General features: G+C 56.7%; 22 protein-coding genes and 1 pseudogene. 14 read left to right on the plus strand and 9 right to left on the minus strand.

The window, feature by feature from the left end; all coding sequences use genetic code 11:
- Positions 1–201 precede the first annotated feature (201 nt).
- Entirely contained in the window at positions 202–732 is a 531-nt protein-coding gene (locus GAO09_RS06590; protein ID WP_153353250.1) for a hypothetical protein, read from the minus strand.
- A 423-nt stretch (positions 733–1155) separates the two neighbouring features.
- On the opposite strand from GAO09_RS06590, the gene GAO09_RS06595 reads away from it, so the two are divergent.
- From GAO09_RS06595 to arsH, 5 genes are all read left to right on the plus strand, one after another.
- Positions 1156–1509 (plus strand): ArsR/SmtB family transcription factor, encoded by a 354-nt coding sequence (locus tag GAO09_RS06595; protein WP_153353251.1) that lies wholly within the window; start codon positions 1156–1158, stop codon positions 1507–1509.
- A complete protein-coding gene (gene arsN2 / locus GAO09_RS06600) occupies positions 1503–1946 on the plus strand; it encodes an arsenic resistance N-acetyltransferase ArsN2 (protein WP_153353252.1) in 444 nt (147 codons plus the stop codon). The genes GAO09_RS06595 and arsN2 overlap by 7 nt, the downstream gene beginning before the upstream one ends.
- Positions 1947–2079: 133 nt before the next feature.
- Positions 2080–3138: an ACR3 family arsenite efflux transporter gene (gene arsB / locus GAO09_RS06605; RefSeq protein ID WP_153353253.1), complete on the plus strand. Its 1059-nt coding sequence runs from the start codon at positions 2080–2082 to the stop codon at positions 3136–3138.
- Between the two features lie 2 nt (positions 3139–3140).
- Positions 3141–3566 carry an arsenate reductase (glutaredoxin) gene (gene arsC, locus GAO09_RS06610; protein ID WP_153353254.1) on the plus strand — a complete coding sequence of 142 codons (426 nt, stop codon included), beginning with the start codon at positions 3141–3143 and terminating at the stop codon, positions 3564–3566.
- Positions 3559–4269 carry an arsenical resistance protein ArsH gene (gene arsH / locus GAO09_RS06615; protein WP_153353255.1) on the plus strand — a complete coding sequence of 237 codons (711 nt, stop codon included), beginning with the start codon at positions 3559–3561 and terminating at the stop codon, positions 4267–4269. The genes arsC and arsH overlap by 8 nt, the downstream gene beginning before the upstream one ends.
- Positions 4270–4280: 11 nt before the next feature.
- Here arsH and chrA read toward each other — a convergent pair whose 3' ends face one another.
- A complete protein-coding gene (gene chrA / locus GAO09_RS06620) occupies positions 4281–5492 on the minus strand; it encodes a chromate efflux transporter (protein WP_153353256.1) in 1212 nt (403 codons plus the stop codon).
- Between the two features lie 1077 nt (positions 5493–6569).
- Here chrA and GAO09_RS06625 point away from each other — a divergent pair.
- Entirely contained in the window at positions 6570–7148 is a 579-nt protein-coding gene (locus GAO09_RS06625) for a CrpP-related protein (protein ID WP_153353257.1), read from the plus strand.
- Positions 7149–7257: 109 nt separating this feature from the next.
- Here the strand turns inward: GAO09_RS06625 and GAO09_RS06630 are convergent, their stop codons facing one another.
- The 5 genes and pseudogenes from GAO09_RS06630 to GAO09_RS06655 all read right to left on the minus strand — a co-directional run bounded on the left by GAO09_RS06630 (position 7258) and on the right by GAO09_RS06655 (position 12838).
- A complete protein-coding gene (locus tag GAO09_RS06630; protein WP_153353258.1) occupies positions 7258–7461 on the minus strand; it encodes a cold-shock protein in 204 nt (67 codons plus the stop codon).
- Between the two features lie 681 nt (positions 7462–8142).
- Positions 8143–8457 carry an ArsR/SmtB family transcription factor gene (locus GAO09_RS06635; protein ID WP_153353259.1) on the minus strand — a complete coding sequence of 105 codons (315 nt, stop codon included), beginning with the start codon at positions 8455–8457 and terminating at the stop codon, positions 8143–8145.
- A 206-nt stretch (positions 8458–8663) separates the two neighbouring features.
- Positions 8664–10902 (minus strand): annotated as a pseudogene (locus tag GAO09_RS06640) (methyl-accepting chemotaxis protein).
- 1015 nt (positions 10903–11917) lie between these two features.
- On the minus strand, positions 11918–12205 hold the full coding sequence (locus GAO09_RS06650; RefSeq protein WP_153353262.1) for a hypothetical protein: 288 nt from the start codon (positions 12203–12205) through the stop codon (positions 11918–11920).
- Positions 12206–12673: 468 nt separating this feature from the next.
- Positions 12674–12838: a hypothetical protein gene (locus GAO09_RS06655; protein WP_153353263.1), complete on the minus strand. Its 165-nt coding sequence runs from the start codon at positions 12836–12838 to the stop codon at positions 12674–12676.
- A gap of 292 nt (positions 12839–13130) precedes the next feature.
- Here GAO09_RS06655 and GAO09_RS06660 point away from each other — a divergent pair, with 292 nt between their 5' ends.
- The 6 genes from GAO09_RS06660 to GAO09_RS06680 all read left to right on the plus strand — a co-directional run bounded on the left by GAO09_RS06660 (position 13131) and on the right by GAO09_RS06680 (position 16579).
- Positions 13131–13583, plus strand: coding sequence for a hypothetical protein (locus GAO09_RS06660; RefSeq protein ID WP_153353264.1), 453 nt, complete (start codon positions 13131–13133; stop codon positions 13581–13583).
- Between the two features lie 8 nt (positions 13584–13591).
- Positions 13592–14143 carry an SDR family NAD(P)-dependent oxidoreductase gene (locus tag GAO09_RS06665; RefSeq protein ID WP_153353265.1) on the plus strand — a complete coding sequence of 184 codons (552 nt, stop codon included), beginning with the start codon at positions 13592–13594 and terminating at the stop codon, positions 14141–14143.
- A 122-nt stretch (positions 14144–14265) separates the two neighbouring features.
- On the plus strand, positions 14266–15093 hold the full coding sequence (gene nadE, locus GAO09_RS06670) for an ammonia-dependent NAD(+) synthetase (RefSeq protein ID WP_153353266.1): 828 nt from the start codon (positions 14266–14268) through the stop codon (positions 15091–15093).
- Positions 15094–15193: 100 nt separating this feature from the next.
- On the plus strand, positions 15194–15754 hold the full coding sequence (locus GAO09_RS06675) for a cysteine hydrolase family protein (protein ID WP_324185767.1): 561 nt from the start codon (positions 15194–15196) through the stop codon (positions 15752–15754).
- A gap of 1 nt (position 15755) precedes the next feature.
- Positions 15756–15950: a YetF domain-containing protein gene (locus GAO09_RS30320; protein WP_338015048.1), complete on the plus strand. Its 195-nt coding sequence runs from the start codon at positions 15756–15758 to the stop codon at positions 15948–15950.
- 98 nt (positions 15951–16048) lie between these two features.
- A complete protein-coding gene (locus GAO09_RS06680) occupies positions 16049–16579 on the plus strand; it encodes a DUF4142 domain-containing protein (protein ID WP_153353268.1) in 531 nt (176 codons plus the stop codon).
- A gap of 48 nt (positions 16580–16627) precedes the next feature.
- Here GAO09_RS06680 and GAO09_RS06685 read toward each other — a convergent pair whose 3' ends face one another.
- Together GAO09_RS06685 and GAO09_RS06690 are read right to left on the minus strand one after the other, a co-directional pair.
- A complete protein-coding gene (locus tag GAO09_RS06685; RefSeq protein ID WP_153353269.1) occupies positions 16628–16786 on the minus strand; it encodes a hypothetical protein in 159 nt (52 codons plus the stop codon).
- Positions 16787–17311: 525 nt separating this feature from the next.
- Positions 17312–18175, minus strand: a complete 864-nt coding sequence (locus GAO09_RS06690; RefSeq protein WP_209018631.1) for an SDR family oxidoreductase — start codon at positions 18173–18175, stop codon at positions 17312–17314.
- Positions 18176–18385: 210 nt separating this feature from the next.
- Between GAO09_RS06690 and GAO09_RS06695 the strand changes: the two genes are divergently transcribed.
- Together GAO09_RS06695 and GAO09_RS06700 are read left to right on the plus strand one after the other, a co-directional pair.
- Positions 18386–19249 carry a manganese catalase family protein gene (locus tag GAO09_RS06695; protein ID WP_153353270.1) on the plus strand — a complete coding sequence of 288 codons (864 nt, stop codon included), beginning with the start codon at positions 18386–18388 and terminating at the stop codon, positions 19247–19249.
- A gap of 67 nt (positions 19250–19316) precedes the next feature.
- Positions 19317–20078 (plus strand): DUF2243 domain-containing protein, encoded by a 762-nt coding sequence (locus GAO09_RS06700; RefSeq protein WP_153353271.1) that lies wholly within the window; start codon positions 19317–19319, stop codon positions 20076–20078.
- Positions 20079–20205 lie beyond the last annotated feature (127 nt).

Genomic DNA, 20205 nt, shown 5'->3' on the forward strand with positions numbered 1-20205 from the left:
CGGGGTGCGGCCGATCTCCAGCCACGTTCCGCGGTAGTGCTCTTTGCCGACGGCGACGACACTGGGCTCGGCGGATACCACGGCGGCAGTGCCGAACAGTGTCATTGTCGCAAAAGCTCCCACACCGCACAGTTTCGAAAATATCCTCATCGCCTTCCTCCCTATTAAGTCTTCTGACCAAGCTAACAATTGTCCGGTGTTTTAAGTCCCACGGTCTCTGCTGCCTGCGTAACGTAAGGCGATGAAGGTCGTCAGGCTCGCAGCTGCAAAAGTGTTCAGATTGAAGAACGCGGCCAGATCCTGATCTGACCAGTGATACAGGGGCGATCCTGCAGAGCTACGCGAAATCATGAAGACGCCGAACACTACAACGGCAACGCCGCGCTGCCACCATCTTTCCTGGTCCCGGAAGGAAAGCGCTGCCAGCATGATGCAGGCCGCAAAGAACAGTTCCGTGCCGGACCCCTGACCAAACAGTTTTGTCTCGAACAGCGTGTCCAGCGTTCCGATAACGGGAAGGGCGACCCGTGCCGCAAGTGACGAACGATGGGCGATGAGCGGGATCGCGAGATAGAAGGGAGCGGCGATCAAAGTGGCGAGCGACGCGATCACGCCATTGCCAGCGAGATACCAGACATAGAGTGGGTAGAATGGCTTGTTCAGCAGAATGATCCAAGCGATCGTAACGGAAGCCTGGGTCAGTGGGTCAATAACTGCCCGTTCACCGTTCATGCGCGAACCAGCGAGGTTGTACGGCTTCCAGTCCGACTGCGATTATCTCTGCAATCCATAGCTTCACCAAATCCATCCCACCGGCCGCCTGGCCGCGATAGCGGGTCTCTTTCATCCTCTGAAAGTCAACTTTGCAGAAGATGCAGCATCTACTGAACCGGCCTCGTTCGATGGCCTTACGCAAATTACGCGTTCGAGGAGCTAATAGTTTCATGCTGAAATATCTGCTTTGCGTCTACATCTCCATTTGCAGAGCTGTGGCAGCGCGGAAGACGATTGAGCGATAGTGTGAGGTTGCAAATAAACGGCGTCAGCGTCTTAGCAGATAACGTGGGTGTTGACGGTTCTTACTGGTTCAAGCTATTAAAAAGGGCACTTGGCTCATCGGGTTGACAGGGCTTAGATATCCATTAATCTGGATATATGGAAAGCAACAACGCAATCGTCGCCCTCTCAGCCTTGGCTCAAGCCACCCGACTCGAGACGTTTCGTCTGCTCGTGCGTCACGAACCAGATGGCGTCCCAGCAGGCGAACTTGCCCGACTGCTCGATGTCCCGCAAAACACTATGTCCGCCCATCTCGCGACCCTGTCGCGTGCGGGGCTGGTCAAAAGCGAGCGGCAGAGCCGGTCAATCATCTATCGGGCCGACCTCGACGGACTGCGTGACCTAACCTTGTTCCTGGTTAAGGACTGCTGTGGTGGTTCGACTGAGCTTTGTGCGCCCCTCATCGCCGAGCTTACGCCCTGCTGCGAACCGGGGGCGAAGCCATGTTGAGCACGGTCACCCTTATCGAGGTGCCCGGTCAGGACAAGGGTCTCCGCGTGGCGCTCCATGCCGCGGACTTACCGACCGATGACATTGATGACGAGGGCCGCACGTTTTTCAGAGCCGTTTCCGACGCTGGCCATACGATCGGCTATGCGGGTATCGAGCGCTGCGCGGGCGACGCACTGTTACGATCTGTTGTCGTGCTGCCTGAACATCGCATCCAAGGTCTCGGGCGAGCGATGGTCCGGGAGACCTTGCAGAGAGTCGAATGCAGCGGCGACGTTTTCCTCGCGACGACGAGCGCTACGCCGTTCTTTTCTACTCTCGGATTTACCGAGGTGCCTCGGACCATCGTGCCGGCTGCGGTACTCGCGACCCGACAGCTGTCTTCCATTTGCCCGTCGTCGGCGACCATTATGAGACTCAACCGGCCTCCCACGTAACGCGCACAATGACCATGACTGGCTAGACCTGCATCGTGCTGTTTGTCGGCATGAACAATATCGCTCGCTCTTTTTCAACGGCTGCCATCCTCGTTAAGGACGGCCCGAAACCACCGCAAGGAAAGTCCACCTGATGTCCACCTTCGAACGTTACCTGACCATCTGGGTCTTACTCTGCGTTGCAATCGGCGTTGCCCTCGGCCACCTGATGCCCGGCGTCTTCCAGGTAATCGGCGGCGCCGAGATCGCCAAGGTCAACATACCCGTCGCGATCCTGATCTGGCTGATGATCATCCCGATGCTGCTCAAGATCGATTTCCGTTCGCTGACGCAGGTCGGCTCCTACTGGCGCGGGATTGGCGTCACGCTGATCATCAACTGGACGATCAAACCATTCTCGATGGCTCTGCTTGGATGGCTGTTCGTCGGCTGGCTTTTCCGGCCCTATCTGCCGGCAGACCAGATCGACTCCTATATAGCAGGCCTGATCATCCTGGCGGCAGCGCCGTGCACTGCCATGGTCTTCGTCTGGTCGAACCTCACGAGCGGCGAACCGCTGTTCACCCTGTCGCAGGTTGCCTTGAACGACGCGATCATGGTCGTCGCCTTTGCACCAATCGTCGGCCTGTTGCTCGGACTGTCGGCCATCACCGTGCCCTGGGCGACGCTTGCCCTGTCGGTGGCGCTCTACATCGTGGTTCCCGTCATCATCGCACAAGTGCTGCGGAGCTACCTGACAGCCGACGGCACAACGGGTGCGCTCGACCGCTTGCTTGCGAAGCTGCAGCCGATGTCGCTCGTCGCGCTCCTCACCACGCTCGTGCTGCTCTTCGCGTTCCAAGGCGAGCAGATCATCGCCCAGCCGGCCATCATAGCGTTGCTGGCCGTGCCGATCCTGATCCAGGTCTATCTGAACTCCGGGCTGGCCTATCTCTTGAACCGCATAGCTGGCGAGCGCCATTGCGTCGCCGGGCCGTCAGCGCTCATCGGTGCCAGTAACTTCTTCGAACTTGCGGTTGCCGCCGCCATCAGCCTGTTCGGATTTCAGTCGGGCGCGGCACTCGCCACCGTTGTCGGCGTCCTGATCGAAGTGCCGGTCATGCTCTCGGTCGTCTGGATCGTGAACCGCTCGAAGGGTTGGTACGAGGCATCGCCCGCCGTTTCCCGCAAGACCATCATCGAAAGGCCCTGACCATGGACGCCACCATCTATCACAATCCGGCCTGCGGCACGTCCCGCAACACGCTGGCACTCATCCGCGCCGCCGGGATCGAACCCACCGTCATCGAATATCTGCAGAACCCGCCATCGTTCGAGCAGCTCTCCACGATGATCGCAGATGCCGGCCTGACGGTCCGCGAAGCCATCCGTGAGAAGGGCACGCCCTATGCGGAACTCGGCCTCGACAATCCGGACCTCACCGATGACAAGTTGCTGGACGCGATGATCGCCACCCCCATCCTGATCAACCGCCCACTTGTCGTGACGCCGCTCGGCACCAGACTTGCCCGCCCCTCAGAGGTCGTGCTCGACATTCTGCCTGCCGACGCATTCTCGGGTCCGTTCACCAAGGAAGACGGCGAACAGGTCCTCGACCAGGAAGGAAAGCGAATTGTCTGAGACATTTCCCGCACTTCACGACGACCACCTTCAGCCGATCGCGCCAGAATCCCTCCGACCGGCGTTCTCGACCCACAAGCCCAGGATCTTGATCCTTTATGGCTCGCTCCGTGAAGTGTCCTATAGTCGCCTTCTTGCCCTTGAAGTCCGTCGCCTGCTCGAACGCCTCGGATGCGAGGTGCGGATATTCGATCCCGCCGGCTTGCCGCTCCCGGACGAAGCACCCGTCAGCCATCCCAAGGTTCAAGAGCTGCGCGACCTCTCTCAATGGTCGGAAGGCCAGGTCTGGATCAGTCCGGAGCGCCACGGCGCGATGACCGGCATCATGAAGTCGCAGATCGACTGGATTCCTCTGTCGCTCGGCTCCGTCCGCCCCACCCAGGGCAAGACGCTGGCGGTGATGGAGGTTTCGGGCGGCAGCCAATCCTTCAACGCTGTGAACCAGTTGCGCATCCTCGGCCGTTGGATGCGGATGATCACCATCCCCAATCAGAGCAGCGTGGCAAAGGCGTTTCAGGAATTCGACGCCGATGGCCGGATGAAGCCATCGTCCTACTACGACAGGGTCGTCGATGTCTGCGAGGAAATGGTGAAGTTCACCATCCTCACGCGCGATGCGTCGTCCTATCTGACCAACCGCTATAGCGAACGGAAGGAAGAGGCGGCCGAGCTGGAGAAGCGGGTTTCGCTCAAGTCGATCTGATAGCTCGGGCGTCAAAGCATCTGAAGGAGAACGGTGACAGCCGCCATAAGCACGACGACGATCCATGGAGATGTTCTCCAGACAACCAGCAGCAAGAAGCCGGAAAGTGCTATAGCAAAGTCCACCGGCGTCAGTACGGAGCTCGTCCAGACTGGATTGTACAAGGCAGCGCCCAGCACGCCGACGACTGCGGCGTTCGCACCGCGCATCGCAGCTTGTGCCAAGGGTAGCCGTTTCAACGCTCCCCAGAAGGGAAGAACGCCAACCAGGAGCAGGAAGCCGGGAAGGAAGATCGCTACCAGGCAGATCATGGCCCCGATAAGCCCGCTAGGAGCTGGGTCCATAACAGCGCCAAGATAGGCGGCGAATGTGAACAGTGGGCCGGGAACCGCCTGAGCAACCCCATAGCCGGCAAGGAAGGTGTTTTCGGGCACCCAGCCAAGATGAACGACCTCGGCTTGCAAAAGCGGCAAAACGACGTGTCCCCCGCCGAACACCAGCGAGCCCGACCGATAGAAAGCGTCGAAGAGGTTCAGCGACTGCGAGCCGCTACTGGCCGCAATTATTGGCAACAGAATGAGGAGCGCTGCGAATGTCACCAGGCAGACGGCACCTGTGGTCCTTGAGACACGGAAGGACAGCTCCCCCATGGTCTTCCTGTCTGGCTCACGACACAGGACGAGACCTGCCAGCGCGCCGACTATGATGGCAATAAGCTGTCCGAACACGCCGGTAAAGGTGACGGCGACGACTGCAGCAAGAGCTATGCCTGAGCGTGTGCGATCAGGCGTCAGGGTCTTTGCCATTCCCCAGACGGCTTGGCCGACGACTGCCACGGCCACCAGTTTGAGACCATGTAGCAAGCCTTGGCCGACCGGATTGTCGAGCGCGGTCGCAGCCATCGCGAACAGGACAAGGATGATCGCTGACGGAAGGGTAAAAGCGGTCCACGCGGCAAGCGCTCCTATTGGGCCGCCGCGCATGAGGCCGAGCGCAAATCCGACCTGGCTTGAGGCGGGTCCGGGAAGAAACTGGCAAAGCGCGACAAGATCGGCGTAAGACTTCTCATCTAGCCACGTTCGACGAATGACGAGTTCGTCGCGGAAATAGCCGAGATGGGCGACTGGGCCACCGAAGGATGTCAGGCCTAGTTTCAGGAATGCCCAAAGCACTTCGGATGCGGACCCATGAGGGCGTAAAGCTGTTTGATCCTCAGTTGCCATAGCGTCCAATCCCACAGCCCCAAAATTCCGATGTGATGGCTCTACAACTTTGCTGATGACAGAATTACGACAGCCTTGTCTCCTGCCAACTTGCGCTAGCAGTGGGCGATCGAAGACAGGGCCACAGCAAGGATCAACTGCTGAACAAACGAATGCTGCAGCTCCTTCGTTGCTGCTAACAGCGGCGCCGCCGTATTCATTGAAGGCCGGGCTACATCCGTTTCTGTTTTCGAAGAGATAGTCAATCAGTCCGTCTGATGTTCATTAGCCGGACGATCTGCCGATATTGGGCCATTCAGCTTCGAATACTTCAGATGAGATTTGCATTGTGCCACGGCGAGTCACAGCTCGGTATCCGCTGAGATCGTTAGGGGTGATATGCATCGCTGCTCACGATCCACACGACAACCGAGCTAGATGCGCAGACAGTCAGCCTATCCCGGGCTAGTTTATCCTAGCTGGCGGGAGCGAAACATCGGATACCGTCTGATCGTGGTCCGTCGTGCGTTGCTGCCCCGCCTTGTGGAGGCTTATGGCCCCGGCCGTGACGACGACAATTGCAATCAAACCGATGAGATAATAATTCCGGTCGTTTTTCACTGCGTGGGCTCCTGTGAACTGACACGGTCGGGACGGTGCAACATGCGCCGGCTGGGTCAACGCGCCTTTATTGGATCTGCGGTGTTCTCCGCAACCCGAAGATCGATGCAAGGATCTTCAACACACCCTCTCAGCGCTAAAACACGAAAGTCCTAATCCTCCTCTGCGGGAGGATTCCTTAGAGAAAGTGCTATAAGACCAACGCCGACCGCTGTTACCAGAGCGGCAACCGTGACTGCCAAAATATCGACCAACATCGTGATATTTCCAGTTGGGACGTGAAGTAGGACAACTCACGTCGAAGTCTCCTGTTCCCCCGTAGTCTCAGCATGAATAATCACTTCTTAAACTGAGGCTGGGGAAAACGGCTCTTAGTGCTGGAAGGCGCTCGATCAATAGTGGACACTGGGGCGTCCACCCTCTGGGCAGGGCGCAACCCGCACGTCCCGCGGCGTTGATGAAGTATCGGCTGGCAGCTTGTACTTTATTGTGAAGGAAACCAGCACTTCGCCGCCCGACTTCAAGAAAACGGAGATGCCTGCCGCCGAGAGTGGTTCGATGGAAATTCTCGAACTGAGACACGTGGCAGAGGGCGTCTATGAGCCGAATGTCCAGCAGGGGCGCGTTTCGACCTTCCGGGCTATGCACCTAGTTGCTAACTCAACGAAGCGACACTGCGTTCGGATAGGCGGGATCCCCACAGCTGAAGCAGATTTTTCAAGGAAACACTGGATACTGCTTGTGCATAAGCCGAAACGTGATCCAGACAGATGGACAAACCGGCAAGCTCCGCGCAAGCTTCGATCTGCAGAGAAGGCGAAAGCCCTATATGGGCGCCGCTCGCAAATGAGGATCGATATGAAGTTCGATGAACAAGTCATTCTCGATTGGCAACAGCGCGGCATGAACGCGCGAGTGCTCGGGCGTTCGACGGCTGAGAACCCCATCGCTCCATACCTGAACAAATCAACATGTCGATATGAGCGGGACAACTGGTTGCAAAAAGCCGACGCCTGGCTTTTCGGTTGGCATATTGAGAACGCTGCGCGCGGATAGCTTCGTGCGGATTTCGCACATGATCAGCGATCGAATGCCTTTTCCGAATAACAGATGGGAATCTGAAACATGAACCAGCTGCTTTAGAGCTGGTTCATGGCCGCTGCTATCAAATGACCGAAACGTTTTCCGCCTTTGATTTGCCAGTCCTCTGGTCCTGACCAATCTCGAAGCTGACCTTGTCACCTTCCCGCAACGAGCCGCCGCGTTGAAGTGCGGAGACATGGACGAATACGTCCTGTCCGCCAGTTTCCGGAGTTATGAACCCGAACCCCTTTTCGTCGTTGAAAAACTTTACAGTACCAGTCGCCATCGATGCATTCCTGTGTGCGGCCAACAACATGGTTGAGTTGGTCATGTTGCTATCCCAGTACCGCTAGTCAATGACAAGCATGTAACCGTTCGTTTTCGCATCTCAGAATTCATTTGAGGTGTGGCAGCTCAAGACCCTGCCGCATGGTTTCTTCGGCGAGGAGACTACCGCCGCGTCCACTTTCGCACTTATGTGTTTGCTCTGTGAGTCAGAAGCTTTGCCCGGACTATTTCCGCGCTTCCACGAATATGAACAGTGTGTGGTTGTTCTCCTGCCCCACCGATTGCAAGCGCGACGATCGATACATCTTCCTCAAAGGAGGTGACGTATAAGACGTGGTTTGGATTCACGTATATAGGCTGGTTGTGGGTGTTTCTGAAGCGGATCATGCGGCGCGGGAAAAGTTAGGAGAAAGGCGGCAATAATCATGATTGCAGCCTTTCTCAATGAGCGAGACGAGCGGCGTCATGCCAGCGTCCTACACAAGTTGCGCATATTCGATTCGACTAAATTTCGTCAAGGGAGCATCGACCTCAAAAGATCGCGGCCAGTCATTTTCCATAGCTATCCAGTGACCGGCACAGCGGCCCACGTTAATGGAATATTTTTGGCAGAGCAATGCTATCCAGCTTTTCAAAGACAGCGCGGCTGTTCGAGGCGCGATGATTTACTGCAGCTCTTTCACGCGGCCTCAGACGTATCCGCTGGAACGTGGAACTTCAATGCGAGCAGCATCAAAATATCGTTCACGGCTTTGGAGTTGCAACGATACCAAATCGTTTGAGCTTCCCGCCGGATGGTGACAAGACCTGCGGCTTTCAGCTTTGCCAGATGTTGGGACAACGCAGATTGAGACAAACCCACAGCGGCGGCGAGTGATGTTACGTCCCACTCAGCTTGATTGAGCAACGTCAGGACATGGAGCCGACGGCCATTTGCGAGGGCCTGCAGGAAAAGTGCGGGCTCATTGAACACCGACCCGGGATCATCACGCATATGAATGATTTGACCTTATCTTAATTAGAGATGCCTGCAATAGCTGGGAGGCGATTCCCAATCAACTGTCCAGACACATTTAAGAGCTTGATATGGTGGAACGCGAGAGTAATTGATTGTGAAGGTGCGTTAATGCTGATGCATGCCAGTCGTGAACTGGTATGGAGGCCGCGCTAGCAGTCGACCTCCATAGGCGCCGTCGGTGTTCAGAATTCTTCCCAGTTATCTGTCGCCGCCGCGGTCGCCGGACCACCTCGGCCTGTGAAAGCTCTGGCAATCTTGCCGACCATGCCGCGAGCCGGGGAGGCGGCCGGTGCTGAGCGGGATGAGGCTGCCATGATCGCGGCGGTCTGGCGCAGGGCAGACGAGGGGTTGGCCATGCCTTGGGTCTGACCAAGCTGAAACTGGCCAATCAGCTCGCGCAGCCGGCCGGCTTCGGTGGCGAGCGTCGCGCCGGCGGCATTGGCCTCTTCCACCATGGCGGCGTTCTGCTGGGTCACCTGGTCCATCTGGTTGACGTACCGACTGTTCACGCGAGGAGGTGGCGATCGAATCCATATGCTGGTTGATCGTGACGATATGAGCTTCGATTGCGTGCAGCGCCTCCCCCGTCTCCCGCACTAGCTTGACACCAGTGCCAACTTCGATCGAGGATTTTCCGATGAGATCCTTGATCTCCTTCGCAGCTTTGGCCGAACGCTGGGCGAGCTCACGCACTTCCTGCGCGACGACAGCAAACCCCTTGCCAGCTTCACCGGCGCGAGCCGCTTCAACACCGGCGTTGAGCGCCAGAAGGTTGGTCTGGAAGGCGATGTCGTCAATCACGCCGATAATGTTGGAAATCTGTCCCGAGGATTCTTCGATACGGCCCATAGCCTGCACGGCATCGGCAACGACTGCGCCGGACTGGCGGGCGCTTTCATTGGCCTGGATGGCAACGGTGCGGGCTTCTTCTGCCCGCTTGGAGGAGTTGGTCACGTTGACGGTGATCTGGTCGAGGGCGGCCGCTGTCTCTTCCAGCGAAGCCGCCTGCTGCTCAGTACGCTTAGCCAGGTCATCGGCGCTATTGCTCACTTCGCGCGAACCGCTGTCGATCGAGCTTGTCGCCTGCGCGACCGAACCCAGCGTATCGCGTAGCTGCTCTACGGTGGAGTTGAAATCGGCGCGCAGGCTTTCGAAGTCCGGTGCGAACGGCCGGTCGAGCTGGAATGTCAGGTTTCCGGAGGACAGGTGTTTTAGGCCGGTCGCGAGCCCGTCGGTGGCTTCCGCCATCTGCTCGGCGCGAATGCGCGCCTCCTCAGCGTTCTGGCGGCGCTGTTCTTCGGTCATGCTGCGCTGCTCGTCAGCCTGGCGTTCCAGTTCCTTCGTTTTCAGCGCGTTGTCCTTGAACACCTGCACCGCGCGCGCCATGGCGCCAGTTTCATCGGGACGATTTTCGCCTCCGATGTTGGCGGTAAGGTCGCCTGACGCAAGGCGTCCCATGGTAGAAGTCAGTCGACCGATAGCGCTGCCGAGCGACTTGGCGAAAAGAAAGAATGCGGTCAGGGCGATCAGCGAAATGACAAGCGTGACGCCGAGCATAGTCCAGAGGGAGGCTCGGGCACCTGCAAGGATTTCAGTCGCGTCAGTCCCCACCTCGATGACGCCAATCTTCTCGCCGGCGAACGAGCTAAACGGAACAGCTTTGATGAACATGTCACGGCCTTCGAGGACGTCCTGTTCAAAGACCGGCTTACCCTCGAATGCGTCTTGAAGGGATGAGTTGTCTAGGAATGCTTGGTTCCCGTCGGTCGAGGATTGGTTTACGAGCTCGCCCTCAGACAGGACATTGACCGAAATTTCGGCGCCGAGTCGTTCCGCCAGAGGTGTGAAATAGGGATTCGAGAGCTCCGTTCCGATATCGATCACGCCAACCACTTGGCCGTCAACAATGACTGGGGCGACAGCGTAGATGCCGATCCCCGTTCTGCCGGGTTCGATACCAGCGGCAAGCTTGCCGGACGTGATGGCCGATGCGACCGTCTTGCGGCGACCCATATAGTTGTCACCGAATTTGTCAGGGGCGTGCATGCGAGCGACAACGTTGCCTTTACCATCGGCGATCGTGACGAGTTGCAACCCACCGGCTTGGGCCATGGCAGTAAGATTTTTCGACAGTTTGCTGATCAACCCTTGGCGATCATTGCTGGCAATCAGCGCTGGGGTGTCGGGCTCGCCAGCAATAACGAGGGCCAATGCTGAGGCAGATCTCTGGATAGCGTCCATGTCCGTCTGGATGACTTGCAGGTCGCTCGCTGCCTTGTTGTAGAGCGCCCTATCGTTCATTGTTCGCTGCTCATACCAAGCGACACCGCCAATGGCAGCACTAGTGAAAAGCACAGCCCCGCATCCATAAAGGGTAATCTTGCGCCAGAGAGGTTTGGTTACGGTCGAGGTGGCAGTCATAATTAATTTCGCTCGCATTGCTTTGGCGATGACCGTTAAATGAGAATGCTGAATTTTAGCTAAATACGAACTTAGTCCGCTATCGATCTTACCCTTTCCGCAAACCTGGTTTTCGTTCGCACTGCTTTTTCTACCGTTTCATTCTTACCATTCATGGTGGTGTCGACTTCCGTTTTGATAACGAACTTGCTGCGCGGCGTTAGTTCCTTTGATCACCCAACCAACAAGGTGCGGGTACCCCTGATGGCTGGATTAAACTGAAATTGACCGCGGCTAAAAAGGTGAAGTCTGCGACCACAATACTTGAAAACAGGCCTTTCAATGCGCATCTGAGGTCGGCGATCGCGGAGCTATGGCTCCTAAGCGGCTGGATTGTCGTTCTTGAGAATTCGCGCGAGACAGCTTGGTCTCGAAGCGAACTCCCTTTCGTTCATCATACAGTGTCAGGCCTTTCCGAAGGCCGGAACGACTGCGCCAAGATGTATGCGATGACCCTCAAAAAGTTAGATCTTACCTCTTATCATTCCCGGTTGTTACGTGACCATAAGCTACGCCAGAGGAGACTGGCAAACGCTGCCCATCGTTCGGCCTCGACAACGAAAAATAGCATGTCAGTTCTCGAGCATCCGCCTCGGTGGAGCTTAAGCCCCATCCATTTCGACGCACATGTTCGAGCCTACCAATTGCATGTTGCAAATCGACGGGTTCGCGCCGAGGTAAAATACATAAAGAGACGATGTATCGAGTTGGAAGTATGCTACGGGGACGTAGTTGGTCGCTGCTCCTCAAAGCGAGTGGTCGCCGCGCGTCGTCTGCTCATTTGGGAGGTGCGGCAGGAATTTGCCCTTGGTTATGGAGAAATTGGTAGGGCGTTCGGTGGTCGAGACAAAGCTACGATCGCTGGTGCGATCGGAACCTTCGACTGCGCAGGTTCTCATAGCACGTAGGCGAAAGGTGATGCACACTCGCGAAGGGACCGATCGTCGTTCTGCTGCAATATATGATCAGAGCTACCTCAATTATTGTTCTCTGGTAAGTTGACGATTTCCTGGCTCGTAATTTTGAGTGAGCGATCGGGTTGTATTACATATCGCTCGACCACTCGGTTGCCGTTCTGATTATAGAACTCGTGGCTGAAGCCGCTTCCGACCGGCGCTTTCGATAATTTGGTATGGGGTTGACCGCCGTATGTAACGCTGCCCGGTATGGGAGCGATCCCGTTGTCAATAACCGGCCGTCCCGAGCGGGTGGCGCTACAGGCGCTCAGTAACGCGACCACGATAAGCGGAATGAACCAGGGCATGTCCCGTCCTTTAAAAAAAGGGCTCGCCGAAGCGAGCAAGTTGGAAGACGATCAATGGACGAGACACCCAAACTTACATCTCCAGTCACAACCGACGAAGCCTCATCCGGGCATCTCAAGGCAGCGAACTGGGCCGGTAGTAAAAAGTTTCATCGTTGTCCGAAAAACGATGAGACTTTCACAAAATTCATTAAGCTTGCGAGTACAGTCTACTCGTAGCTTATGCCAGTGACGCGAGAAGCGAAGTCTGAATTCAGTATGATAGTCGCGTCAGGCAGTTATCGATCGATGTCGCGGACCTTCGATCAGATTGCAAGAGGCCGTTATTTAGAGCCTTCGCACGCGCTGGTCCCGCTGTTCCTTCCGTTGGCGTGGACATTTCGGAACCACTAGCAACGCTTTTGGTTTTGTTCGCATTGATGAGACTTCAAAACGAAGTAGTCATGCCCTGGCCTTCGATGATCAGCATCAATTGCCGAATGCGCCGTAGATAACTATCCAAACAAAAACCCCACCCATCGCCGTTGCAAGCGCCACATAGGCGGCAAAGCCAACGAAGGAGAGTTTAGGCTGACGCCCGTCCACTTCTAATTTGCGATTTCGACGCGATGTGCTTTGGTCGGAGTTTTGCATCTGTATTCCTCGAAGCTGGGCTAAAGTTTCGTCGGCTGGGGGTGAGGCTGATCACTCGACCTCACGCGATGAACAAGCGCCATATCTCAAAGTTCCCCGCAACTCGGTTTGTCCGGTAGCGGACGAGACGCTGCAGGGATACTTCCGTCATCTAATTCTTCGAGCTTATCGGGCGTTGCGTTTCCGCTTACGAAACTGCAAAGCATTCGGGAACTCTTGCGGCCGAGGAGTGTTCGCTTACCCACGCTGCCTTTCATCACGCAGGCGGGGGCGGCCCGAGGGGAGTTTCTAGATGTCTAACGCCACCAGAACCGGATCGATACACAGCGAAAACACTGGGACAACCGACAACCATTTCGCTCTATCGGTTGAAAGCCAGGCTCAACTTGCCGACGCGGAGAGAACTGCGGTGTCGACAGAAGCCGGCGAGATCCTGAACATTTATCGCCTGGAACCGGCCGCACCACCACATGATGCCCGCTGGGATCAGGCTCCGTCTCTCGGAACTGTCATCGTCGCTGCGCGGACCGCTGGAGATGCTCGGATTGTTGCCGCTGGAGGCGAGCTGGATTTTCAGGAAGTCGATGCTCTACCTGCCGAAGATGTCTCGACGAGGAATGCAAGCGCCTTTCGAGACGAAAAGGCTTACACTGTCATCGAAGTGGAACATGGGCGGGAGGGCTTGCAGCGAGGCGTGATCGATGGTGAGGTTCCGGTCGACACCATTCGACCGACGCAAGTTTGAGCGTGCGGATGGTGCGCGATGGAAATCCTCCGTCCTCTCTGCAACATCATCGACCAAGTCAGGGGTTCGCGGTCGTAACCGGAGCATCCTCAGGCATTGGCCGAGAGCTAGCAAAGCGTGCCGCCGCCGCTGGCTTCGACCTCGTGCTGGCAGCAGACGAGCTTCGAATCTACGATGTCGCGGTGGAACTTCGACAGACGGGCTCTATCGTTGATGCCATGTGCGTGGACTTGTCCACGACGCAGGGTGTCGATGACTTTGTGCACTTCGTCAAGGATCTGGACCGCCCGGTGGACCTGCTGATCGCCAATGCAGGCATCGATCACGGTGGAGCTTTCGTTGAAACGGATCTATCGCAGACACTTGCGGTAATCGATACAACCATTAGAGGATCCGTGTCTCTAATCCACCAAATCGCCCAACGTATGGGCGCACGGGGCTCTGGCAAGATCCTGATCACCGCTTCGATCGTCAGCGTGTTGCCGGGACGACGGGTGAGAAGCAGCCGACGAACATCCCCGGCACGAGTGACAGCTATCCGAACTGGAAGCCAAAGCTGAGCGCACCCGATGAAGAACTGGCCAACTTGCCGCTGATCCAGGAAATCGCAGATGTGATGCAGCAAGAGAGACCCTGAACTAATGTAGATCCAGGGCACAGCTTTCAGGAAGGAAACAAAGCATTGCCAGATGACCAGCAAAAGATCGCAGCCGCACTTGGCGTGACCTCGCAATTCGATGTCGCGATGGAGGTGCGTCGTCGCATCGAGTTTCTTGCTCAATACCTGTCCAGTTCATCCTGCGTAACCTATGTTCTTGGGATCAGCGGTGGCGTTGACTCTTTGGCTGCTGGCCTTCTTGCCCAAGCAGCAGTCTCTCAGCTTTGCGCGCAACGAAGAGACGCTCGGTTTATTGCTGTTCGATTACCGTATGGAGCGCAGGCTGACGAAGCAGATGCGCAAAAAGCCCTCGACGTTATCAAGCCCGACCGGACCGTGACCGTCGATATAAAGATTGCCGCAGACGCTATGATGCGTGCCGTCACGGATCAGGCAGACGACCTGTTCGATCCTGCGCGAAAGGATTTTCATCTCGGCAACATCAAAGCCCGCCAGCGCATGATTGCTCAATATGCGCTCGCTGGTGCAAGTCAGGGGCTTGTGATTGGGACCGATCAAGCTGCCGAAGCGCTAATGGGCTTTTTTACAAAATTTGGTGATGGAGCAGCCGATATTCTGCCACTCTCGGGCTTGACGAAGCGCAGGGTGCAGGCTGTGGCAGCGCATATGGGAGCGCCAGAAAATCTTGTGTTCAAGGTGCCGACAGCTGATTTGGAAACGGATGCACCGCTACGGCCGGACGAGGAGGTTTATGGGGTGACGTATGAAGAGATTGATGATTTCCTCGAAGGCAAGCCGATAAGTGAGGTGGCAGAAGCGCTCATCGTGAGAACCTACAAGGCAAGTGCCCACAAGCGGAGTCTCCCCATCGTTCCATCGGCACACCCTTGAAGATGCGGCCGCACCTGCTGGTGCTCGCTCAAACGCAGGGAACTTCAAGTTGTTGTCAGGGTTCGCGTTCAGGAGGAGATGATGACTTTCAAAAAACTGGATCCATCTGTGCATCGATATGCAGCGAATGTTTGCCGAGGATACACCATGGCATGTACCCTGGATGAGGGAGGTCTCACCACAGGTCGAGGAAGTGGCAAGGTGGCGCCCTGAGCGGACAGTATTCACCCGATTTGTGCCGCCCAAGCGCGCGGCGGAGATGCCCGGCATGTGGCGTAACTATTATGAGAAGTGGAATACGATGACATCGGATCGGCTAGGGCCGAATATGATAGATCTCGTTCCGTCGCTCAGAGCGCTTGTTCCGCCAGCTCGTATTTTTGACAAGATGACCTACTCGCCGTGGACGAGTGGCAAACTTCATCATGTGCTACAACGTGAGGGGATCGAAGTGGTGGCCATAACCGGGGGAGAGACCGATGTCTGCGTCCTAGCAGCCGCGGTGGGAGCGATTGACCTGGGATACGAGGTTATTCTCCTCAAGGATGCCGTGTGTAGCGGTGCTGATCAGACGCATGATGCCTCCCTTGAGTTGCTGGGTGACCGGTTTTCGGTCCAGCTCAAAATCCTTTCGACAGAGGCGTTTCTGGGACGCGCCTGAGATGGTCATCCCTATAGCTCGAGTCGTTGTCCGACCTAACGGCAAGCCGGACCTGCGCGCGTCTGTCCGGGCGCGCGTCAGTCTTGAGGACGTGCTGACGACGGCGAGGGTCGAGCAAGGGTTGGAGCAGCTCACCCAGATTAAATCAGCGGTCTTGGAGGCAGATGGCGCCGTGAGCATTATTCCGAAGGACTGACGATTAAAATTTCAAGGCCGCATTACTGTTTTGCTATCCCGAAGTCGGAACTTTCCGCCAGTGCGCCGGTTAGTGCCCGGCAAATAAGGGAGATTCAAATGAAAAAGATCGCACTCACCGTCGCCGCTCTGATGACCGCCACTGCCGCGTTTGCACAGTCGGCAACCGAGTCCACAGGCGTCAATTCCGCGTTGGGCGTAGCTCCGAAGACGGAGGACTTCATCATGCAAGCATCTGCCAGTGATGTCTTTGAGATCGAGTCCAGCAAATTCGCCATGCAAAAGGGCGACGATGCCGTTAAGAAATTTGCGACACAGATGATCGCCGATCATGAGAAAACAACGGCAGAACTGACTGCGCTGCTCAACAGCGGAAAGGTCCAGGGCAAGGCTGAGACCACCCTCATCAATGACCACAAGGAAAACGTTGACGAGCTTGCCAAACTGCAGGGCGCGGAATTCAACGAGGAATATATCGACGACCAGGTCGAAGCGCACGAGGATGCTGTTGACCTCTTCAAGCGTTATGCAGAAGAAGGCGAGAACGCAGATCTCAAGGCATTCGCTGCCAAGCATCTTCCCGCTCTCGAGCATCACTACAAGATGGCTCAGGACATGGATAAGGACTGATCATCGCGTCAATTATAAAGAAAGGCGGCATCTCTGCCGCCTTTTTTGTTAAAGGCTTGTCGCCTCTGGCCGTCCTTGCTCTTTCCGCTTCGGATCCTCGCGCTCTTCCTTGGGTGTTTTGGTCGTGTCGACGCTCTCGTTGAATCGGCTGTTGTCGTCGTCATCAAGCATGGTGCGGTCGGCATTTTTGATCGATTTTTCCGTCATTCCAGTCCTCCTTTTTCTTCAAACAAACGAGACGGTAAAATGTGCCCGTCATAGTATGAGCGTTCAGGGAACGAACGCTGCGCGGCTGGGTTGTGCTGAGTGTGAACGGAGCGAGAGCGATGGAAACGAAGGACAAACCAGCCATTGTGGAGAATGCAACGGAGGCCAGGCAGGGGCGGGCAGGGAAACCTGTGCTTACCGTTCTCAGTGCAGCCTTGATCCTTGCAGCGATTGCCTGGGCCGGTGCAGAATGGTGGGGAGAGGCGACCGATCCCCCGGCTGAACAAACAGGCGCTGCCGATCGACCCGCAGACCCCGCCTCCCCGAGCCCGGCACCCACAGTCGGGACTGGCAACACTGCACCGACTGAGACAACGCCACATGGCACCGGTGGTCCGGTCCCGACGACAAATCCTTCAGGCACAACCACCGAAAAACCATAGCTCGCGGCGATTGTGTTGTCACTTGGGAGGGCCAATTTGGCCCTCTCCAAAAGCCCGGCCTTGGTCGTTTCTCAAGATTGCGTCATATCATAATCTCACCGCCTGTGACCGGGATAACCGCTCCTGTCATGTAGCTTCCAAGATCCGACGCCAGCAGGACGTACGCGCCAGCAAGCTCCGCTGGCTGACCTGCCCGTTTCAACAGGGTCTGTTCGCCGAACTTCGCCGATTTTTCCGGCGGCATGGTTGAGGGAATGAGCGGAGTCCAGATCGGTCCCGGCGCTACCGCATTCACGCGTATGCCCTTGTCGGCAAACATCTCGGCCAAGCCCGCGGTAAAGTTGGAAATAGCGCCTTTTGTCGATGCGTAGGCGAGAAGCTGTGGAGACGGCTGGCGGGACTGGATGGAGGTAGTGTTGATGATAGCACTGCCGGGTTTCATATGGGGTGCGGCGGCTTTCGAAAGGTAGAACGGCGCATAGATATTTGTCCGGAAGGTCTCATCCCATTCATTGGCAGTGATGTCGCTGATGTCGGCATAGGTCCTCTGGAAAGCTGCGTTGTTCACCAGGATATCGAGGCCGCTGAGTTCGGCCACCGTCCGTTCCACCAGGTCGATGCAGTGATCCTCGGATTTGATGTCACCGGGGATTACGAGGGCTTTGCGGCCCGCATCTTCCACCCACCTGGCCGTATCGCGTGCATCGTCATCCTCGTTGAGATAGGAAATGACAACGTCGGCTCCTTCGCGGGCAAACGCGATTGCAACCGCTTTACCGATACCGGAGTCAGCGCCTGTGATGAGGGCAACCTTGCCTGCAAGCTTTCCGTTGCCCTGATAAGAATTCTCTCCGTGATCGGGTACAGGCTTCATGAGCCTGGTTTCGCCCGGAGGCTGTTGCTGCTGTTCAGGCTGCGGCGGGGAAGGGCGACCTTCTTCAGTCATGGCTGTCTCCTGTATTTTCACAACAGGGCTAACCAAACAAAGCCCTCACAGTTCCGGACGGTCTCTGACTTTCGCCCGTCGGTCACGGGGTGCCATCAAGAGTAAGATCGGATCCATTTTTAATCCGGAGATATTGGAACTTCCAAACCCGCTCCCTGTTCGCTGACCGATATCTGTCCAGGTATCGGAATTCCACACGAGGAGATAATCATGTTCAGTTTCGATAGGCGTCTGCAGTATCCGGTCAAGGTCGGTTCTCCCGACCCGATTTTTGCACGAATGCTCCAGCAGGCGATCGGTGGCGTCGAAGGCGAAATTCGCGTCTGCATGCAGTACTTCTTCCAGGCTTGGGGCGCACGCGGCCCGACCACGAAATACCGAGACATGCTTCTCCACACTGCCACGGAAGAAATTGGCCATATCGAGATGCTGGCCACAGCCGTTGCCCTCAATCTCGACAAGGCCCCGGCCAGCCTCGCTGAAGCGGGTGCTGCAGACGGAATCGTCGGCGCAGTCATGGGAGGCGAAAACCCGCGTCATGTCGTCGAAGGCATGCTGCACCGTCACATTCTGTCAACCGGCATGGCGGCCTTTCCAGGCAATTCGGAAGGTGTGCCGTTCGACATGTCGCATATTTACGCGAGCGGTAATCTCGCCGCCGACATGTATTGCAACGTGGCGGCTGAGAGCACGGGGCGTGTGCTGGCGACCCGTCTTTACAATGCCGCGCACGATGACGGCATGAAGGACATGCTGCATTTCATGATCGCTCGCGACACCATGCACCAGCAGCAGTGGCTGGCGGTAATCGAGGAGCTCGGCGGACACGAAGGTGCGCTGCCCATTCCAAACAGCTTCCCCCAGGAAAAGGAAGATCAGACTCACAACTACGATTTCTTTGCTACCGCATCGGACGGCTCGGTGCCCCCGCCCGCGCGATGGAACGATGGCCCGTCGATGGATGGCAAGGGTCAGTTCACGGTATTCCAGAACGTCCCAATGGGCGACGAACCAGTTCTTGGACCGGCGCGCCCGGATAGCGGTGCGCAGAACGAGCAGATCGGAAAAGTCTAAGCCGTCGGCCGGTCCAGCTACACTGGGCCGGCGCGTCCGCTTGCAAAGTCAATGAGGATCACCGTTGATGGCAAGACTGAACCGCCGAGAAACAGGTGCCCTTGCGCTTGGATTCAGTCTTGGAGGTTTTTTCGATGGGATCCTCTTGCATCAGATCCTGCAGTGGCACCACTTGCTGAGCGGGCTTGAGCAGGCCCGTCTCGATATTCGCTTTCTCGTCCTGACCGACGGACTGTTTCACGGCCTTATGTATGTGGTGGCTATAGCTGGGCTGTATCTGCTGTGGACGTCACCCACACCGACACGACAAAGCAAGAACGTGCCGCTGATCGCGCGCGCTATGATAGGTTTTGGGATCTGGCATCTTGTCGACGCGGTCCTTTCGCACTGGATTCTCGGCATTCACCGTGTCCGAATGGACGTCGAGCAGCCTTTTCTCTGGGACCTCGCCTGGTTGGCTGTCTTTGGATTGCTTCCTTTCGCAACTGGCTGTTACCTGATGAGGAGGCGCTCAGGCAGCACATCGCTTCTTTGTTCTCCTGTCGCGCTCGTTCTTGCAACCTTAATCGCGGGATCGATAGCAAGTTTCCCGGCGCCCCGCGGAGAGAGCGTTATCGTCGTGCTGCGTCCAGGGGCGAGCGAGACCGTGATGATGGCAGGACTAGGCGCGGTCGATGGGCGCTTGGTATGGACCGACTCGTCGAATAAAATATGGGCAATTGACGTTCCGGCCGATGCCAAGCTCGCTCGCCTGTATGGCTACGGTGCGTTACTCGTTAGCAATTCGATCGCACCCGTCGGCTGCCTCGACTGGATTAAAATGAACTAAGCCAGATTGATACGAGCGCCGCGGCCAGCAGCAGGACTCCTAGAAGTATAGCGAACCGGACGATACCGGCTTTGGCATTCTGTGCGCCGATCAGGCGAAAATACCAATCTGGGCCTTGGTTTCCGGA

It is taken from the genome of Endobacterium cereale (assembly GCF_009617585.1).
In the GTDB taxonomy this organism is placed as follows: domain Bacteria; phylum Pseudomonadota; class Alphaproteobacteria; order Rhizobiales; family Rhizobiaceae; genus Neorhizobium; species Neorhizobium cereale.

Excerpts from the sequence above, each read along its gene's own strand:
- GAO09_RS06590 (WP_153353250.1), bottom strand. The coding sequence starts at position 732 with ATGAACGGTGAACGGGCAGTTATTGACCCACTGACCCAGGCTTCCGTT.
- GAO09_RS06595 (WP_153353251.1), top strand. The coding sequence starts at position 1,156 with ATGGAAAGCAACAACGCAATCGTCGCCCTCTCAGCCTTGGCTCAAGCC.
- arsN2 (WP_153353252.1), top strand. The coding sequence starts at position 1,503 with ATGTTGAGCACGGTCACCCTTATCGAGGTGCCCGGTCAGGACAAGGGT.
- arsB (WP_153353253.1), top strand. The coding sequence starts at position 2,080 with ATGTCCACCTTCGAACGTTACCTGACCATCTGGGTCTTACTCTGCGTT.
- arsC (WP_153353254.1), top strand. The coding sequence starts at position 3,141 with ATGGACGCCACCATCTATCACAATCCGGCCTGCGGCACGTCCCGCAAC.
- chrA (WP_153353256.1), bottom strand. The coding sequence starts at position 5,492 with ATGGCAACTGAGGATCAAACAGCTTTACGCCCTCATGGGTCCGCATCC.
- GAO09_RS06630 (WP_153353258.1), bottom strand. The coding sequence starts at position 7,461 with ATGGCGACTGGTACTGTAAAGTTTTTCAACGACGAAAAGGGGTTCGGG.
- GAO09_RS06635 (WP_153353259.1), bottom strand. The coding sequence starts at position 8,457 with ATGCGTGATGATCCCGGGTCGGTGTTCAATGAGCCCGCACTTTTCCTG.
- GAO09_RS06650 (WP_153353262.1), bottom strand. The coding sequence starts at position 12,205 with ATGCCCTGGTTCATTCCGCTTATCGTGGTCGCGTTACTGAGCGCCTGT.
- GAO09_RS06655 (WP_153353263.1), bottom strand. The coding sequence starts at position 12,838 with ATGCAAAACTCCGACCAAAGCACATCGCGTCGAAATCGCAAATTAGAA.
- GAO09_RS06660 (WP_153353264.1), top strand. The coding sequence starts at position 13,131 with ATGTCTAACGCCACCAGAACCGGATCGATACACAGCGAAAACACTGGG.
- GAO09_RS06665 (WP_153353265.1), top strand. The coding sequence starts at position 13,592 with ATGGTGCGCGATGGAAATCCTCCGTCCTCTCTGCAACATCATCGACCA.
- GAO09_RS30320 (WP_338015048.1), top strand. The coding sequence starts at position 15,756 with ATGGTCATCCCTATAGCTCGAGTCGTTGTCCGACCTAACGGCAAGCCG.
- GAO09_RS06680 (WP_153353268.1), top strand. The coding sequence starts at position 16,049 with ATGAAAAAGATCGCACTCACCGTCGCCGCTCTGATGACCGCCACTGCC.
- GAO09_RS06685 (WP_153353269.1), bottom strand. The coding sequence starts at position 16,786 with ATGACGGAAAAATCGATCAAAAATGCCGACCGCACCATGCTTGATGAC.
- GAO09_RS06690 (WP_209018631.1), bottom strand. The coding sequence starts at position 18,175 with ATGACTGAAGAAGGTCGCCCTTCCCCGCCGCAGCCTGAACAGCAGCAA.
- GAO09_RS06695 (WP_153353270.1), top strand. The coding sequence starts at position 18,386 with ATGTTCAGTTTCGATAGGCGTCTGCAGTATCCGGTCAAGGTCGGTTCT.
- GAO09_RS06700 (WP_153353271.1), top strand. The coding sequence starts at position 19,317 with ATGGCAAGACTGAACCGCCGAGAAACAGGTGCCCTTGCGCTTGGATTC.